This window comes from Methanosarcina sp. DH1 (assembly GCF_020804205.1).
Taxonomy (GTDB): domain Archaea; phylum Halobacteriota; class Methanosarcinia; order Methanosarcinales; family Methanosarcinaceae; genus Methanosarcina; species Methanosarcina vacuolata.
Genome location: NZ_WJBJ01000019.1, coordinates 71,034 through 89,055, shown reverse-complemented (window position 1 = coordinate 89,055; position 18,022 = coordinate 71,034). Strand labels below are relative to the sequence as shown.

Here is an 18,022-nt window from a genome sequence, read left to right as displayed (position 1 = left end):
AATTACCTGCAAAGAATCCTCTAAACAGGAAAAGAGCTGAAATACAAAGCTCTATACAAAAACTTTCGTACAAACCAGAAAAGTATAGGTGAAACTATTGTCCCTTACAGCAAGAATCGGTGAGCTTAGTCCTTATCTGCGGCTGTTGAGACCCGAACTCTACTACATGGACCTTACCCTGCCTGCCTCAAGCGCAATCCTTGCTTCCTACCTGGCGACCGGAGGACTTCCTGAGCTTATTCCCTTCATTATCGCGGTAATAGGTGGCTTTGCAGCCATTACAAGCTCATACGTTTTCAATGACTGCTGTGATATAGACATTGACACGATTAACCTGCCTGGCCGTCCCTTACCTTCTTCGAGAGTGTCAAAAAGTTCTGCGCTTGCTTATACCATCTTTTTATTAGTAATTGCGGGAGCAGCAGCCACGTACCTGAACCCTGAGTCTCTCGTAACCCTTATTATTGCGGCTTCAGTTATCACAATATATTCAATTTTTGCAAAAAGGAATACTTTCCTCAGTTTTTTACCAGTAGGTATTTCTTACGGACTCGTACCTGTAGGTATCTGGCTTGCCTTTGACCCTGCAGGAATCCTGAAAGGCAGCGATGGGGTAATCCTTCCTTTACCAGCTATTTGTTTCGGGCTAATGATTTGCGTTACGGACTGGGCTTTTACCCTCGGAGGAGTTTCCAGAGATGTGGAAGGGGACAGAATGAAAGGTGCTCCAACGATGCCCGTAACCTTTGGAATCCCCTTTACTGCCAGATTCGTTACTTTCTGGTGGATTGTAGGAGTCATCGCTTCACTAATCATAGGCTGGTCGGCTCGTCTAGGACCTGTGTACTTTGCAGGAGCCCTTACTTCAGGACTCTGGATGCTTACTCAGTGTCTCGATTTTATCAAACATCCTACCCCGGAGAGAGGTGGCAGGCTCTTTCTTAATGGTTCAAATTACAGAGCGATTATGTTTGGATCAATGATTTTTGACGTAGTGCTGTGCATTTATGCAGGGGGCTACACCTCCATTCTCTGGTAAAACAGGTAGAAAAAAAATGGACGCGGATATTATCGTAATAGGGGCATCTCCTGCAGGGCTGATGGCTGCAAGGAACGCCTGTGAGAAAGGAGCAGCGGTCCTTTTGCTGGAAAAAAAAGAAGAAATAGGGCATCCTCCCCATCCTGCAAACTCTTTTTTTAAGGGGATGATCGATAAATGCGGAGAAAAGGTAGACCCTTCTTATGTCCTGCATTATCTCAAAGGCATGAAGATTATTTCCCCATCAGGAAGGGCAGTCGAAGTTGAAACTACTGGATACGCTATTGATAAAACGGCTTTCGACAGGTTTTATGCAAAGAAAATAATGAAAATCGGCGTAGATATTCGAACAGGAGTGAAAGTACAGGATATTCAGAAGGAAGGAGATAAATTTACTGTCAACACTTCTGCCGGAGTATTTACCTCAAAACTGGTTATTATCTCCGACGGCATAAATTCAAAAATGGCTTCCCTTGTGGGCCTGAAAACAATGAAACATCCCGAAGATATTGCCTGGGGGATTGAACTGGATATTAAAAGTCCCGGACTTGGTAAACCAGATATGTTTGAGTATTATGTAGGGAATCATGCTCCAGGCTGGAAAACTACATACTCTCCAAGAGGAGGAGATAATGCTGCAATCGGAGCCTATGTGCGCCGGTGCGGAACTGATGCAACGCCTTACCTTAATGCCTGGGTTGAAAATTTCAAAAAGCTTAAAGGGATCGACGAGCTTGAAGTTGTAAGAAAACTGTCCGGAGGAGACCCTATTGTGACCATTCCAGGTGAATACATAACCGACGGGATAATGGTCGTTGGCGGAGCAGCAGGTCAGTCAGGAATAGGCTATGCAATGAGGGCAGGCCAGATATGTGGAGATGTCGCTGCAGACGCCATAAGCAAAGGAGATGTCTCAAAATCTGTCCTGTCGGCTTACCGGAAGAACTGGGAAAAAGAGTTTCTGGCCGAACACTACCTGGGCCGAATAGGGCTTGAGACTCTTAGAAAAATGACGGACAGGGAAATCGATGAGATGACTACGGTCTTCGAAAAGGAGGACCTCTCGTTTATTCATGGAAGTTCAGTTGAGCAGGCTATGCAGGTTTTTGCGTTCATGCTAAAGAAAAAACCCTCTGCGATTTTAAAGTTCAGGGCACTCCTCAGGAATAAATAAACTGAAATTTAAAAGAGCAAAAGAGAACGAACCGATATGGACATTATCAAATGTCAGGTGCAGGAACAATATGCAATACGATTTCTATAAAAGCCCTCTTTTCAGAGTTTATGCCGAGATCGAAGACGGACACATGAGGATGAAAACCAGCGGGGCTGCGTCCATCCTTATGAGAAAAACTCTTGAGAAAAACCTCTCAATTTTTGAAGGCGAAAAGCCTGCAAAGGTCGAAGCCGACAGGCTCATCTGTTCAACCTGGATGCCCCCGGTGCCAAGTAAGGGCTTTGATCGCCTGGTAAAAAGCCAGCTTTCTTTTATTCTGGGAAAAATGATTCCGGACCAGGTAACTATTTCTATCACCGAAGAATGCCCTAACAACTGTATTCACTGTGCCTTGCCTGACACAAAAAATAGGAAAAAGCTTGCCCCTGATATTGTAAAATCTACGATAGACCAGGTGCTTGAAATGGGCACAACTTTTGTTATTTTTGACGGAGGGGAACCTCTAACCTATCCTGGACTTGAAGACCTGATAAGATATGTAGACCCTGAAAAAGCCATTACAGGCATGTTTACCTCAGGGGTGGGGCTGACCGAAGAGCGAGCCAGAAAACTGAAAGAGGCAGGCCTTTATTCTCTTACCGTCAGTTTTGACAGCCCGTATGAAGATAAACACGATTATGTAAGAGGCAGGAAAGGAGTTTTTAATAGTGCGGTAGAAGCCGTCAAAAACGGGCTTAAGGCAGGACTGCTTGTGAATATATATGTAGTACTTTCCAGGGACAATGTGAATGATCTTGAAGAACTGTATGTTCTTGCATCCGAGCTTGGAGCCCATGAACTCTCCTTCTACGAAATAGTTCCTACGGGCAGGTGGATGGACCACGCCTCTGAAATCATGACTCCAAAGGACCTGAGAAAATTTGAGAATTTCGTATCTGGAGCTAGGGAGAAAGAAGGTCCCAGAATCTTCCCTATCCCGCAGGTTATGAAGACCACAGGCTGTATGGCAGGCCGGAAATGGCTCCATATTACCCCGGAAGGGAATATTCTTCCCTGTGCCTGTATCCCAATCCCCTATGGGAATGTCCATAGAGACAGGATAAAGGATGTCTGGAAAAAGATCAGGAAAGACCCTGCATATAATGCAAAGTGCTGCCTTATGAGAAACCCTGAGTTCAGGGAGAAGTACCTGAAGCTTTCAGAGTAAATTGAGGATAATTGAAGGTTTTAGGTAAATTGGGGCAGTGTTCCAATTTTTCTGCAAAATTAGAAACTTTAATAAGTTTATGGTTTGAAAATCGAATAGCAAGAGAACTATATTTTGTTCAGTATACAAAAATCTGGCTTTGAATTTTCAGTAAATTCTGGATACTGCCTCCACGTACCAAAGACCTGTAATTGTATTAACTTGAAAAATAGGCCTGAACTTCATTGGAATGAAATTAACAAATCGATCATATTCTGCTACTGCGAGAACCTTGGTCCCATCAAAGGTTACAAGTCCATTATTTATGAAAAGCTTATACGAACTAAATATAATAAAGTTCGTATTTTATGGGGGGTTTCATAAAAATTGACCGAAAAATAAGTGATTTTCGTTAAAAATCCGAACTTTGTAGGCAGTGTGCCAATTTTTCTGTAAAATCATGAATCTCAAGAAGGTATTGAGTAGAAAATTCCATATTGGCAGATCAATTATCGGCATAGTACGCAAAAATTTGACTTCAAATTTACAGCAAATTTGAGACACTGCCTATATGAGCATTTTAAAATAGATTTAGCAAGCAGATGCACCAAAAAATTAAGTTCTTTTTTACATTGAATGAAGCGTTTATCGAAGGAAAGAAGTGTATTCTTAGATGGTATGTAACATTCGGGTTCGCATTCGTTTAGGCAAAACACGAACGTTTTATCCTAAAACGTTCGTATATTGAAGTATCCTGCAAAATTATATTTTTAGAAAATGAATATAATTTGCAATAAAACCTGTGTGTTTTTTACTTCAGTTGTATATGCACATTCTTGAATACGAAATGATTTTAGGATAAAACAAAATAAGAACTACTGCGCTTTTTCGCTATCAAGAGATATTAAGAAATCTGCCTATGTGTTTTTCATAGTTTTTTGCATTTAATTCCGATGTAATCGAAGAAAACTTTTGTATTCCTATAGTCTCCGGAATAATCGAGTAAACAAACACAAAGATGAAAGCAGTATGTCAAACTTGAGAAAGTAAGAATCATATTTGTGTACAATTTAATTGAGACTGTCGGCGCAATTTCCAATGATTAATAAAACCCAATCGTTTAAAAAGTAAACCCAATTGTTTATAATGTGACCCCAATAGTTTATAAAATGAACCCAAAAAGGAGGAATATTAATCCTTAAAAAGAGTAAATACGTATTTTTAATGTGACTTTTGCCAAACCAAGAATTAAATACTAGTATCATGAAAATTTAATTGTGAAACATTAAAAGGTATAGGTACTCATAGCAAACCTATATTAGCAAGTTCCCTGAGTAAAGAAGTTCTGCGTTTATTTAGGTGATTCATAACTTAATTTTCACGACACTAGTATACACATTCTTACTTTGTGAACATGTTCAATATAACCAAAAGTAAAATATGAGAAGAGATATCCGTGTTCTTGCAAGTGTTCTCAAAGTAGTATTCCCGTACCCTGCGAGAACGCTTACAAGAAAACAAGGTGTTATAATGAAACTAACATTGAAGCATAAAAACTTTACCATCATATTCGAAGAGCCTTCAGAAAGACTGATGATTATCTTCATCGGGCTGATATTTGGATTACACAACATTTTTTCTTATGTTTAATAGGGTTAAAAACTCCCTTTCCTCATTTTTTTCGTCTGAGTTCTTTTGATGTCAATTGTGATTTCTCACAGAAGACAATGCAGGAGCAAGAGAGCTAATTATAAATATTATAATCATTATAATGATTGTCATGCAAGACGGAACCACAATTCAAATTTCAAAGAAAAACCGCGATGAGTTGAAAGCCATTGGGAAAATGGGCGATGATTACAACACAGTAATTGAAAAACTCATTAGAGAATACAAAGATCATGAACACAAAACGAGAATTGACCGAATAGCGGGAGAGGCGAAAAAACATTTTAAAGAACACCGCGAAGAATATGTGAGCGTGGATGACCTTTAAAGTTCTCATTAAAGCAAAAGTTCTTGATGACCTGCCACAAAGTAGAAAAAAACAAATTGCTGAAGCTTTAAAAGATCTAAAAAATGGGTTTCAAGGCGGGAATAAATGCAAAATTGAAGGCTATAAAGAAGATGTTTACCGCCTTCGAATTGGGAATTACAGAGCTTTCTATACAGTTGATTTCGAAGAGAATGCAATTGTTGTTTTTGATATCCTGACACAAGAGCAAGCCCATAAGAAGTACGGCCGCCTGTAATTCTCACTTTCTACTTTTCCGAAAAAATGTGGATCTGCACTTATATGATGATGAAGCAATTTTAGGGTTCCGTTGCAAAAATTTGACTATTATACAAAATAAGTGAAAAACTTCACAATTAGAAAAAGTTACTTATTCTTGTTCCGTTGCAACAATCCAATTTTTCAGGATACTTCAATATACGAACGTTTTGAGATAAAAAGTTTGTATTTTATCCCTCATAGAATATGCATAGATCTACAAAGCGAAATTATTTTGGGATAAAACAGGATAAAACAAAATCTGAAACTTTTAGAATATCCATAGGTTTCACTATGAAACCTATGAAAACTAGAAAGCAAATTTACAGAAGAATCAGTACATTATCGCGATAGCTAACAAAGCTTAAGTTAACAGTAATACAGAGCAATAGAATATAGAACAGCCAATCAGATAAAAACAGAATCAGTACAAAATTTAGAATAAACTAGAAAAAAAGGAGATGCAGGTAAATATACCTGCAACGGAAATTAGAGCCTTTCAGCTAAATTTTTGTTTTGTTAGACAAATCAGACTAAACCAGACCTCTGAAGAGTCATAAGGTCTTCGGTGGTGAGTTTTGCTCCGCCCTTGAACTTTTCGAAGATAGATTTAGCATCCTTCTGAAGTTCGGACTTAACAACGCGGGATTTCCCTTCTTTGTCTTTCTTCTTAAGCTTGAAGATTTCTTTGTCAAGGTCCCGGATTTCTTTCTGGGCATTGATGAAAGCCTTGTGCTGTTCGTCAGCTGCTTCCTGGGCTTTTACAAATTCCCTGTGGGCAACGTCAGACTCTGCCCTGGTTCTGTCAGCCTCTTTGAAAGCTGCAATCATCTTCTCATGATATTCCTGGGCCTGCCTGGCATATTCGGCCAACTGGGTGTGGAATTCTGAGGCTTCATCTCGGATTTTCTGGGCTTCGTCCAGAAGAGTCTTCAGTTCGGAGTTGCTCTCTAGCTGAACTTTTTTGACCTGATACTGCTTTTGAAGCTGAGTGATCTTCCCAACGAGTTCCCTTTCCTTGGTTGTACTCAGAACTTCAGTCTGCTGAGCGAATTCAAGACGATCGATGTCTTTTCTCAGAGCTTTGATCGAAGGGCCACCCAGGTTGCTCTGCTTCCTGATAGAATCAGCCTTTGCAAAGAGCTCGTTTGCCTTAGCATTGGTGTCATCGCGCTTATTCTTGTATTCGCTGACCTTCTCATTAATTTCGTCCCTGAGAACTTTTAGTTCCTGGGCTTCGTTAATAAGGTCTTTTGTCTTCTTGTTAAGTTCATTACGCTTTGCAGCGAGTGCACTTGCCTCTGCGTTTAAAGTATTCCTTTTTTCTTTGGCTTCTTCAGAAATGTCTTTCAAATCTGATCTTTTTTTCTGCAATTCCTTTAGCATCTCTTATTGTGCCTCCCGATCCAGCAAAAAAGCTGGCATTTTAGTAGCTCTATTGTTCGATGTCGACATGCTGTGCCTGATTACAACATTGATAGGAAAGAGATTCAAGAACAGGGATAACGGCTCTAAGGTCTTTTTTTGTTATGACCACGTCCGCATATTCCCTCAGGATGGGCTTGGGATTGAAAGCTATGGCAAAACCTGCTCTCTCAAAGACACAGGCGTCGTTTGCGCCGTCCCCGACAACTACACATTGCTCTGGCCGAACCCCATTTAGTCGGGTGAGTTCTTCGAACACCTTTGCTTTGGAGTCGCTCTGTGTTATTGGGCCGACAACTTTGCCTGTAAGGCAGCCGTCTTCCACAAGCAGTTCGTTGGAAACAATGAAATCAATACCAAGCGCTTTGCCTATCGTATCGGCAGAGATGGTAAACCCACCGGAAATCATTGCAGTTTTATAGCCTCTACTTTTGACATAGAGGATAAGTTCTGCCGCTCCAGGCATTAGATCGATCTTGTTTACGGCATCAAAGGCAGCTTCGAGAGGAAGTCCCTTTAGAAGCCTAACCCTTTCAATAAGCGCTTGCTCAAAATCGAAGTCTCCATACATCGCTTTCTTCGTAATCTCCTCTACTTTGCTTACAACACCTGCAGCCCTGGCGAGCTCATCGATAGTCTCAGCGTCTATAAGGGTGCTATCCATATCAAAAACAATCAATTTGTTTCCAGTAAAATTATGCATAGGACAGTTCACTCAATCAAAACCTGGACCTGAATAACTATTAGATATAGCGGGATAATTTCCCGAAAAAGGGCATGCTGCCTGGTGTACCTTCTCAGGGGTACCCCCGCAATTTAATATAATAAACTTGCCCTGACATTAAAAGCCCACCAACGGATAAAGTTTTCAAATTATAATACGGGTTCTGTGAAACAAGACCACAAAACAACACATTGATGTCAACGTTTTTGAGTGAAATAAATCACATCCTTTTTAAGCTTTTCGGAGGGGCAGAGAAAGATATTGAATAATAATTATATATTGCATATGTTTTTATAAAAGAAAGTTGATAAGGACATAACTCGCCAAAAGGATTATAAACCCATTAGGAATTCCATTATTGAAGAAATTGGTTAACACAGGATTTTGAGAAAAATGGTCAACATAGGTTTTATAAAAATGGGCAACCTGGGAATGAGCCAGGTTATCAATCTGCTCCAGGATGAAATTGCAGCAAGAGAGGGAATTACGGTACGTGTATTTGGCACAGGTGCCAAAATGAGCCCTGCCGAAGCTGCAGCTTCTGAAAGTTTCAAGCAGTGGGATGCAGATTTTGTAATAATTATCAGCCCGAATGCAGCAGCTCCGGGCCCCAAAGCAGCTCGTGAAATATGGAAAGACGTTCCCTGCATTGTGGTCTCAGATGGCCCAACAAAGAAAGAAGCCAGAGAGGCTCTTGAAAAGGAAGGTTTCGGATATATGATCCTCCCAGTAGACCCTCTTATCGGAGCCAAAAGAGAGTTTCTTGACCCTGTAGAGATGGCATCCTTCAATTCCGATGCAATGAAAGTGTTATCCGTTTGTGGTGTCGTTAGACTCGTCCAGGAAGAACTAGATAAAGTAACTGACCAGGTTGCTTCCGGAAAATCAGGAAAGGAACTGGAGCTTCCACACATTTTTGCAAAACCCGAAAAATGTGTTGAGTATGCAGGCTTCGAAAATCCTTATGCAAAAGCAAAAGCTCTTGCCGCCCTTCACATGGCTGAAAAAGTGGCACAGGTTAACTTCCCTGCATGTTTCATGTTAAAAGAAATCGATCAGGTGTGCCTGACAGCAGCAGCCGGACACGAAATTATGGGAGCCGCCGCTCAGCTTGCAATACAGGCAAGAGAGATTGAAAAATCCAATGATACCGTACTCAGGCAACCCCATGCAAAGAACGGTACTCTGCTGAAGAAAGTAAAATTATACCAGAAGCCAGAGTAAGCCCGGAAAACCTTAAGGCTTAAATCGGAAGCTTAAAGGGAGGAGCGAATAATTCCCTTGATAAATAAGAGGAAGACGGTCCTCCAATAACTACTTTTTTAGATTGTTGTGCAAGTACTTAGTAGTATTTCAATTTATTACTTAAATGTCAGTAATTTTTCAATTTATTATCTAAATGTCGGTAATTTTTCAATTTATTATACAAACTTCAGGCTATATTTTACGAGTTCTATTTCTTAGCATCTTCAACTTCTTCCAGTACCGATGTATATTCCTGAAAAACAGAGTGAAGATCTATAGTAGCCAGTATGTCCACAACTCCAAGAGCTGCAATAACTTCTCCGTCTTTCGAGTGAATGGGAGCAACAACTACATGTTTTCCCCTGTACACGCCTTCTGTAGGGACTTCGTGGACAACTTTGTTTGTTTTCAATACTTCTTCGAGCACAGGCCCTGTATAGTCTCTGTCAAGGATTTGACCCTTTTCCAGGCGAAGTCCTTTTCGCTTGAGACTGCGAATGGTTGTAGGAAGTCCAATGACCGAGTGTATCGCAACTGCTAGTGACTCGAGGTCTTCAGGCCCTGAATCTTCTGAGATAGTTAGGGTAGTAATCTTTTCACCCCTGTAAATTACTTGAGACCGGGAAAGACACAAATTAAAGGCTTCTCAGAAATGAAAAGCTAGATCCGACTTTCCGGTCATATTTAGAATATATTTTTTCAAAGAATATATAATCACTCCTCATTTACAAGGGCTTTTATAAACGCCTGTTTATGCAGTTCCCCTGACTCATGGATTCCCCCAACCTCGCCACGTGTCGCCCGACAGGGGTAATGCTGGATCAACAGCCCGGCTTTGGGAGGTGCATCTTTTACCTCCGTTCCGACTATTTCCTTTGCCATATACCAGGTACTCCCACATGGAGCACCTTTTATTACCTCGACATCGGCAATTTTTCCATCTTTTGTTTTTACCTTCAAGACAGGAGACCCGAAGAGTTCCGCAAACGGTCTATTGAAATCGTTGGGCTCAAGACTACAGCAGATCTCATCTACCTCGACATCCATACCTGAAACTTCGGAGATCTTTTTGAGTTCGGGAACTGAAGCCCTGGATGGTCCACCCGGAACTATAAGAGAGCGCACACCGGCTTCTGCCGCAAGTTTTGCAATTGCAGATGTCAGATCCGGATGCAGAGAGTAAGTAATTATAATTTCGGCAGAGAAAACACGCCTATCGAAGTTAAGAGCTTCTAGATATTCATCAGGCTCTTCAATAAATACAGGCACAAATTCAGGCAGGTCCGCAGTTACGATTGAAAAATCACTATGCTCCCTGACAGTCTCAATCAAGCGGTGCCCGTACTTGCCCCGCGTAATTACTCCTATTACAGTCATATTATTCTAAGCTATTTTTAATATTACATAAATAGATGCTTATTTTGTCTGGAATTTAGACCTGACTTGCCAGCTATACATGAAATTGGGATCTTATCATGAGTTCAGAAAACCTGTAGATTATAAATACAGATAACGCGTTTCACTAAAAATCTCTAAAGAAAAAAGACGGTATTTATGAGAGGAAAACTGATCACACTTGAGGGCATTGACGGCTCAGGCAAAAGCACCGTTGCGGAAAAACTTAAGAAGAACCCTGAAATTAAAGCCTTTAACCCTGTTTTTACCAGGGAACCAACAAGAGGGACTCTAACTGGAAACGCCGTGGAAAAAGCTATTCAATCAGATACCGACCAGCTTGCCGAGCTTTTCCTTTTTACAGCTGACCATGCAGAACATCTGGCAAAACTTATAAAGCCTGCACTTGAAAACGGAAAAATAGTAATTTCTGACCGCTATTCTGACAGCCGATATGCTTATCAGGGTATCACCCTGAAAACTCACCTGGAAAATCCTCTTGAATGGGTAAAGGATCTGCACCGGGGCTGGACTATCGTTCCAGATTTAACCTTTCTCTTTGATATCAGGCCCGAAATTTCAATTGAACGTTGTGGGAAACGAGGAGAACAAAGCAAATTCGAGAAATTAGAGTTTTTACGGGGAGTCAGGGAAATTTTCCTCAAGCTTGCGGCAGACGATCCAGAACGTTTTATTGTAATCGATGCTTCCCATTCTCCTGAATACGTAGAAAAAGAAGTTGTGAAAAAAATTCAAGAGTTTCTGAGCAGGAACTGACCAGAAACAAGAGTGAACCGAAATTAAACTCAAATAACTGTTAGAGACCATTATCATCCGCAAATTTTATCAGGGTTTCTCCTAACATCCTGACATGAGTGGGGTTAAGGTTGAACCTGGACCTCTTTACGCCTCCCCGCTCCTTTGCAAGTTCGACATACTCTTTCTCAAAGCGGTCACTGTGTGCCAGGGAGATCGTCATATACCAGCCTCCTCCCATCTTAATCTCCACATATCCATCTCCGCTTTTCTCCTCAGTGCTTTCTTCGATATTCTCTTCAGATGTATCCTTCTTTACCATATGTAAACCTCATAGTTTCCTATTTTTAAATGAAATCTGTGATCTTTTCTTAATACTAAAATACGCGATTATATACAAGACATATTAGGCTGAAATAAAAGGATTTCCAGGTAACAGTTAGTTTTTATTATCAAATATTATTTCAGTTATTAGATTTTATATTAGTTGTCAGATTTTATTTTAGCCATCAGATTTTAGTTTAGTTATTAGATTTTATAGTAAGTTATCAGATTTTATTTTGTTATTCGATTTTATTTTGTTATTCGATTTTATTTTGTTATTCGATTTTATTTTGTTATTTGATTTTATTTTGTTATTCGATTTTATTTTAAGTCATCTGATTTAAGCCCTGAACTCAACACGGACGGAGGGACCATTCCCGAATGCACGGCAGTTGCGACCAGGGCTCCTTTTATTCCTAGATTATCAAGAGTAAAAAGATCCTTCATATCCTTGACCCCTCCGGCAAGCAGCACGCTATGCCTGGAACATTTAACCAGTTTTCGAAGGAATTCAGGATCAAAGCCTGAGGCTGTTCCAACCCTGTCAAGGTCAAGGAAAATGAGGTCTTTTAAGGGTAAATTATTTAACAGTTTTACTATTTCAAAAGGAGACTCAGGAAGCTCAGGATCATTTTTCAGGACTTTGCCATGCTTTATATCAATGCTGACACTAATCCTTCCGGAGTTTCCATAAGCTGCATCTTTTATTGCCGAAAGAGTGCCTGTCTCTGTGCCTATCACGGCAGTTCCTGCAATGGAAAGGGCTTTGTCCGCGTCCTCTGGAGCTGATATCCCGAAATCAAGCATCGTGTCTGCCCTTAAGCTTACTTCCCTAATTACTCCGGCATTGATTTCAAGAGGCCCTTTGCCCTGAAGAACATTGAGGTCGGCAATATAGACTTCACTGGGATGCAGGAGTTCCACTATCTCTACAGGGTCCGAGCTGCTACATACAGTACTTGAATCTGAAACCGGAAGGTATTTTTCCCTGACCCCTCCCTTTGCAAGAACTACGTTACGGTTAAATATATCCATCACAAAAACTACTCGGAACATACTTATTCAATAGCTGTATCATCCTATAAAAAAGTATAAAATAAAGAATATTGTATAAAAAGAGTAATATTCACTGTAAGATTCCAATTAGATGTTTATTTAGAGGCTTTTTATGAAACTGCTTATAAGTCCAATTAATAAAGAGGAAGCAATAATTGCTTCCAGAGGCGGCGCAGACATTGTAGATGTCAAGAATCCGAAAGAAGGTTCCCTTGGTGCGAATTTCCCATGGGTAATAAGGGATGTAAAAGAAGCTGTAGACGGTAGACAGCCAATAAGCGCAACCATAGGAGATTTTAACTATAAACCAGGAACTGCTTCCCTTGCAGCATTTGGAGCAGCCGTTGCAGGAGCAGACTATATTAAAGTTGGCCTTTACGACATCCATACTGAAGATCAGGCCTTCGAGCTTATCACAAAAATAACACAGGCCGTAAAGGACTACGACTCGACAAAAAAAGTTGTTGCCTCAGGGTATTCGGACTACAAGCGCATCAATTCAATTTCTCCATTACTGCTTCCTTCAATCGCCGCAAAAGCTGGAGCAGATGTGGTGATGGTTGATACAGGAATTAAGGATGGAAAATCTACCTTCGAATTTATGGACGAGGAAGAACTTAAAAGGTTCACGGACCTTGCCCATGGATGCGGACTTGAAAACGCGATTGCAGGCTCCCTGAAATTTGAGGACCTTCCAGTGCTTGAGAGAATCGGACCGGATATTATCGGGGTTCGGGGTATGGTCTGCGGAGGAGATAGGACAAATGCAATCCGACAGGAACTGGTAGAAAAGCTCGTAGCTGAATGCCAGGCTTGAAAACTCTTTTTGATTTGAAACTGAAATTTTGTGCCGGCAGGTCACCAGACAGGCCTGCCGAAAAAGAATTATAAGTAAATAACTATTTTTAGTCTGATGTTTGTTTTCGGACACGTTGGGATTACTCTGGGGATCTTTTATCTCCTGAGCCGATTACTTTCAAAAAATAACTTCTGGGTAAAGGTTCCGTGGATTGCATTCGGAGCACTCCTTCCAGACTTTATCGATAAACCTCTTGGCAGGATAATTCTTGCTGAAACCATAGGAAGCGGGCGAATTTATGCCCATACTCTACTTTTTGGCCTTCTGCTGGGCCTGACAGGTTACTATCTCTATAGAAAGGGGAAACCTGAACTCATAATTATTGCAGGAGCATCCTTTTGCCACATTTTAGAAGATCAGATATGGAATGCCCCTGAAGTATTTTTCTGGCCGCTCCTGGGCTGGGGGTTTCCGAAAGACACGATTTCAGCAAGCTTTATTGAGTATCTTATGATAATTTTTAGTAGATCCTACCACCCCGCATTCACAGAAGTTTTTATCTCAGAAATCGTCGGACTGACTATAATTGTCCTTCTTACTGTTAAGTATATAAGCGAGAAGAAAAAAGAATTCTGCTATAACAAAAACCGCACATGATATTCTTCGAATAACAGGCACAAAGAAATGAAAGTACTCTACTTTACCTTTTTTTCCAATTGATCTCGTCATTACCTTGAGTGGTAAGGTTGTCCTAACTATGGTTTTTCAAACCATCGCTAAACTAATCAGTGAATTGCCATAAAAGAATTTGATAAATAAGCTAATGAAGCTTTAATATAACACATTAAAGCAGAATAAGAAAAACATCTTCAGAAACAGCCTGAAAGTTTTCCATTCTGGTGAAAATAGCTGGTTCCACCATACAACATACCCGGGCCTATTTCCTGAGATAGAAGCCCATTCAGTATTTCCATACCTGCCTATGTTGGTCCTGTTTCCACTATTTTCTGGCTCCTTTGAATAGTCAGATTCTGGATAACCGGCATCGATACATGGAGAACTCACAGTATCTTTTACCCACGTTTTTCCATTCCATCTTCCACCTTTTGATTTCAGGTGATAATCGTGATTTATCTCGTTTGCAAAGTGAGGGTCTACATGGATGTCGCTTGTCGAACTGGCGTTCATGTAGTCTCCTGCGAAGTTATTGTAAAAGCAATTATTTTCCAACACAAAGGAATGCGTTTTGGGAAGATAATTAATAACTCCATATCCTGTCCCGCTCGGGTCTTTCGTACGTTGCAGCGTGTTTACAATAATATTATTGCGGACAATTGTGGTATATCCTGTACCTTTGGGTGAAAGATCGGTAGAACCACCTGTAGGATACATATGGATAATTGCAGCTTGATACGTACCATCAAATACGTTATTTTCAACAAGGGTATTGTAAAATCCACTTGTTACTATACCACCTACCCAATCTATGTTTGGGTCCGTACCAGTGCCGTAGAAAACATTATGGTGAATATATACATTCTCTGCCTCTTCCATGGGATAAGAACAACCATATCCTAACAGCCATATCCCGGGCCCATAGGTGTTATGAATAGTATTATTATACACCTCTATGTCACTCATCACTCCTGTTGTTTTCTCAATCAGAATTCCAGAACCACCCGCACTCCAATGGGAAAAGGAATCTATTATGTTATCATAGAATTTTACATGGTTTGAATTCAAGATTCTAAGACCGCTGTTAGTCCTGCAGGTTATTGTATTATTCCAGGCCTCTACATTCTGACACTGGATTGCAAAAAGACCGTCATGCCCCAGTTTATACATCCGGTTATCGTAAAACTGGATATCAGAGCTTCTCTCTATCTTCAGCCCATCTCCGTGCCCGTCATGCATGTACATAGAGTGAACCTGAATGTTACTGGAGTTTAAGAAATAAATATGATTGTAATATCCATCTCCTCTATTTTTTTCCTTGTTCTTGTCATGGTTTCCATTGATTTCGAATCCTTTTATAGTAATATTCTGGCTTCCAGAATTGTCCATCTGCGTAATCAGAGGCTTATTTTTTGGCCAATCTGCTTTATCCTCAAGTTTAATTACGGCTGTCGGATCTCCTTCCAGAATAGTGTCATTTCCGATTAAAATACTGTCCGAGATGATGTATGTATTGGGGCCCTTTAGATGAACGGTTGTGAATTGAGGGTTTTCTGCAACATATGCGAGAGCTTTGTTTATTTCTACCTGGTCGTTACTTCCATCACAGTTAAAATTCCCTCTCCCATCGGCAGAAACATAAACAGTAATACCTGGTGATGTAGTGGAGAGAGCGGTTGTTCCTAATGCAATCAAAAAAACTAAAATTGTAAAGTAGACTACGATTTTTTCCCTTTTTTGCAATCTATGTCTCAGAATTTTCCCGTTCATTTTTATTCCTAGATTTTTAGTATTAACTCTCCAGGCATGAAAAAATCATCTTCAGAGAATATTATCAGTTAAATTTTAGCATAGATTAATATTTCTTTTTAATTCCGTTAACTCAGTACCAAAACGCACATGAAATTCTCCGAATAACAGGCACAAAGAAATGAAAGTACTCGAAAGAACTTTCATGCTAATCTAGTGATGAATATAAAGATTAAAATCACTGGATTTTGGAACAGAATCCCTGTGAACTCACAATTAAATTTTCAAAATTAAATACAAAAACCCTTTTCAAGATAATTGTTACTGTGTATTTCAAGGAGAACATCAAAAAATTTTTTATACTCTTGCGCCCCTTTTTTAAAGTATCAAGTTTTTTGAGAAATTGTGTTCTCGTTTATACCCAGTCTTATGTAATTTCACTATAAGTCAAAAATTCGTTATGTGATTATAAGCACAGTTGGTCGCTCGGTGGGGTCTTATGAGGGGGAGTTTTTCAGTCACAGTGGATATTGAAGATTGGTATCATATTCCTTCAGTCTGCAGTTCTCCTTACGCTGTTTACAGGACTGTGAATGAGTTTTTTGAAAAATGGGACGACAGGTACGATTACCTGACTGAACCTACAAAAAAGTCACTGGATATTCTCGATGAGTTTAATGTGACTGCTACTTTCTTTGTAGTCGCAGACATTGTCGAACACTATCCTGGACTTGTCGAGACAATTGCGGAAAGAGGGCATGAAATTGCATGTCATGGTCTGCATCACGCCTGCAAAATCGATCCTGAGACAAAGGAGCGATTAATGAGTAACGACGAATTCGAGCAGAAAACATTGTTTGCGAAAAAAATTCTTGAAAAAGTTAGTGGAGAGAGAGTTGTAGGCTACAGGGCACCAAATGCCTTTGTAGGTGGCTGGATGCTAGATTCACTTGAAAACATCGGGTTCAAATATGATTCCTCAGTTTCCGTAAATTCTCTTTATAATAAAACGGATTCGTCCCTCAAGACAGTCTCATCTTTTCCTTACTACCCTTTAGAGAACGGGCTTGAGGCAGGAGACGACAGAAACTTTATTGAATTCCCCTGGGCATACTATCAGAACGTACTTAAAATTCCAGCATCTGGTGGCCCAATACTCCGCTTTCTTGGAGCTCCTCTGGTATTGAATGGGCTTATCCAGAGTTTGAAAAGAGGACATACTATCTTTTATTTCCACCCGATTGATATTTCCTGCACTAAATTTCCTTCAGTAGGGAACAACAGGCCATTTTACTGGTGTATGAAAGGAAAGCTTATAGAACGTAGAATTCGTCACATTCTGAAAGCCCTGACTGATGTTAAAAAAGAGTGCCTGAGGGACTACCCAGGAATATAACCTTTAGAAAGGTTTTCCAGATATAATTGAAAATTTGAAAAGGACCCTGGCAAGTCTAAATAGGACTCACGCGGTTGAACTGAAGAGTCAACAGCATCAGAACGTTAGCTGTACAAAACGCGACTTTAATCCCCGGCCCTTACCATAATTGATTTTGTTCCTCAAGTGCGTAAGTCCTATATAATAACAATTATAATAAAGAATAATTAACACTGAATATTAATTATATAGGACAAATATTTATACCCTAAACTTTAATTGCTTATTTAAATAGATTTTAGTTATATCTGATTTGCGAGATTTTACATTATATTCCTCCATGTATTTCCTCACTCCATCTATTTTTCAGGGAACCGCCTAATTATCCCGATCTTAAACGAATGATTTCTTCTGATGGACTAATTAGGGACATGCAGACGCTGGCAGGAATAACAAATAAATCTGATAAATGATGTTCACTTCGTAGGTTAAAAGCTGCATATAGTCTTCGGAGGATCTGTACTCAAAAAGGATATACTTAATATACTGTGAGTTGTTGTGACAGAAACAATAAAGTCTCTGGATAAGGGTATATATCTGAAAGCCTTTAATTGTCGAAACATTTCACCATCAAAACATTAATTAGGTTAAGGCAGGTATATCAAACTGCACTTAGGGCACAACCATTAATTATTTGTTGGGCCGGTTGAATATAGAAGGAATAAGGAAGAGAAGAAACAAATAAACAAAAGTTTAGGATCGAAAGTTTTTGGGCCTGTGTGCTGCCTGTAAAAGAAAAACTCTTTTAGAGTGAAACCAAGTTTT

At 40.0% G+C, this 18,022-nt stretch carries 17 protein-coding genes; 10 read left to right on the top strand and 7 right to left on the bottom strand.

Features of this window, described 5'->3' with window-relative positions:
* Nucleotides 1-97 precede the first annotated feature (97 nt).
* The 5 genes from FXW07_RS09350 to FXW07_RS09330 all read left to right on the top strand — a co-directional run bounded on the left by FXW07_RS09350 (nt 98) and on the right by FXW07_RS09330 (nt 5,654).
* Nucleotides 98-1,039 carry a UbiA prenyltransferase family protein gene (locus FXW07_RS09350; protein ID WP_048116895.1) on the top strand — a complete coding sequence of 314 codons (942 nt, stop codon included), beginning with the start codon at nt 98-100 and terminating at the stop codon, nt 1,037-1,039.
* A gap of 16 nt (nt 1,040-1,055) precedes the next feature.
* Complete coding sequence (locus FXW07_RS09345; RefSeq protein ID WP_229395364.1) at nt 1,056-2,213, top strand: NAD(P)/FAD-dependent oxidoreductase; 1,158 nt, start codon at nt 1,056-1,058, stop codon at nt 2,211-2,213.
* 70 nt (nt 2,214-2,283) lie between these two features.
* On the top strand, nt 2,284-3,423 hold the full coding sequence (locus FXW07_RS09340; RefSeq protein ID WP_229395197.1) for a radical SAM protein: 1,140 nt from the start codon (nt 2,284-2,286) through the stop codon (nt 3,421-3,423).
* A 1,759-nt stretch (nt 3,424-5,182) separates the two neighbouring features.
* On the top strand, nt 5,183-5,398 hold the full coding sequence (locus FXW07_RS09335) for a hypothetical protein (RefSeq protein WP_229395196.1): 216 nt from the start codon (nt 5,183-5,185) through the stop codon (nt 5,396-5,398).
* Complete coding sequence (locus tag FXW07_RS09330) at nt 5,388-5,654, top strand: type II toxin-antitoxin system RelE/ParE family toxin (RefSeq protein ID WP_229395195.1); 267 nt, start codon at nt 5,388-5,390, stop codon at nt 5,652-5,654. The genes FXW07_RS09335 and FXW07_RS09330 overlap by 11 nt, the downstream gene beginning before the upstream one ends.
* Nucleotides 5,655-6,202: 548 nt before the next feature.
* Here the strand turns inward: FXW07_RS09330 and FXW07_RS09325 are convergent.
* Both FXW07_RS09325 and serB read right to left on the bottom strand, forming a co-directional pair.
* Nucleotides 6,203-7,060, bottom strand: a complete 858-nt coding sequence (locus FXW07_RS09325) for a coiled-coil protein (RefSeq protein ID WP_229395194.1) — start codon at nt 7,058-7,060, stop codon at nt 6,203-6,205.
* Between the two features lie 49 nt (nt 7,061-7,109).
* On the bottom strand, nt 7,110-7,802 hold the full coding sequence (gene serB, locus FXW07_RS09320; RefSeq protein WP_198146774.1) for a phosphoserine phosphatase SerB: 693 nt from the start codon (nt 7,800-7,802) through the stop codon (nt 7,110-7,112).
* A 414-nt stretch (nt 7,803-8,216) separates the two neighbouring features.
* Between serB and FXW07_RS09315 the strand changes: the two genes are divergently transcribed.
* Complete coding sequence (locus tag FXW07_RS09315; protein ID WP_048116874.1) at nt 8,217-9,047, top strand: F420-dependent methylenetetrahydromethanopterin dehydrogenase; 831 nt, start codon at nt 8,217-8,219, stop codon at nt 9,045-9,047.
* 229 nt (nt 9,048-9,276) lie between these two features.
* Here FXW07_RS09315 and FXW07_RS09310 read toward each other — a convergent pair whose 3' ends face one another.
* Nucleotides 9,277-9,702, bottom strand: coding sequence for a DUF2111 domain-containing protein (locus FXW07_RS09310; RefSeq protein WP_082091000.1), 426 nt, complete (start codon nt 9,700-9,702; stop codon nt 9,277-9,279).
* A gap of 80 nt (nt 9,703-9,782) precedes the next feature.
* Nucleotides 9,783-10,445 carry a DUF166 domain-containing protein gene (locus FXW07_RS09305; protein WP_229395193.1) on the bottom strand — a complete coding sequence of 221 codons (663 nt, stop codon included), beginning with the start codon at nt 10,443-10,445 and terminating at the stop codon, nt 9,783-9,785.
* A gap of 177 nt (nt 10,446-10,622) precedes the next feature.
* Between FXW07_RS09305 and tmk the strand changes: the two genes are divergently transcribed.
* Nucleotides 10,623-11,240, top strand: coding sequence for a dTMP kinase (gene tmk, locus FXW07_RS09300; protein WP_229395192.1), 618 nt, complete (start codon nt 10,623-10,625; stop codon nt 11,238-11,240).
* A gap of 40 nt (nt 11,241-11,280) precedes the next feature.
* Here the strand turns inward: tmk and FXW07_RS09295 are convergent, their stop codons facing one another.
* Together FXW07_RS09295 and FXW07_RS09290 are read right to left on the bottom strand one after the other, a co-directional pair.
* A complete protein-coding gene (locus FXW07_RS09295; RefSeq protein ID WP_229395191.1) occupies nt 11,281-11,541 on the bottom strand; it encodes a hypothetical protein in 261 nt (86 codons plus the stop codon).
* A 323-nt stretch (nt 11,542-11,864) separates the two neighbouring features.
* Nucleotides 11,865-12,599, bottom strand: a complete 735-nt coding sequence (locus tag FXW07_RS09290) for a HisA/HisF-related TIM barrel protein (protein ID WP_229395190.1) — start codon at nt 12,597-12,599, stop codon at nt 11,865-11,867.
* Between the two features lie 112 nt (nt 12,600-12,711).
* Between FXW07_RS09290 and FXW07_RS09285 the strand changes: the two genes are divergently transcribed.
* The gene (locus FXW07_RS09285; protein ID WP_048116862.1) at nt 12,712-13,416 is read left to right on the top strand and encodes a (5-formylfuran-3-yl)methyl phosphate synthase; all 705 of its coding nucleotides are present in this window, start codon (nt 12,712-12,714) and stop codon (nt 13,414-13,416) included.
* A 96-nt stretch (nt 13,417-13,512) separates the two neighbouring features.
* Nucleotides 13,513-14,055 (top strand): metal-dependent hydrolase, encoded by a 543-nt coding sequence (locus FXW07_RS09280; protein WP_229395189.1) that lies wholly within the window; start codon nt 13,513-13,515, stop codon nt 14,053-14,055.
* A gap of 174 nt (nt 14,056-14,229) precedes the next feature.
* Here the strand turns inward: FXW07_RS09280 and FXW07_RS09275 are convergent, their stop codons facing one another.
* The gene (locus FXW07_RS09275; protein ID WP_229395188.1) at nt 14,230-15,843 is read right to left on the bottom strand and encodes a right-handed parallel beta-helix repeat-containing protein; all 1,614 of its coding nucleotides are present in this window, start codon (nt 15,841-15,843) and stop codon (nt 14,230-14,232) included.
* A 478-nt stretch (nt 15,844-16,321) separates the two neighbouring features.
* Between FXW07_RS09275 and FXW07_RS09270 the strand changes: the two genes are divergently transcribed.
* Nucleotides 16,322-17,218: a polysaccharide deacetylase family protein gene (locus tag FXW07_RS09270; protein ID WP_229395187.1), complete on the top strand. Its 897-nt coding sequence runs from the start codon at nt 16,322-16,324 to the stop codon at nt 17,216-17,218.
* The last annotated feature ends 804 nt before the right edge of the window (nt 17,219-18,022 follow it).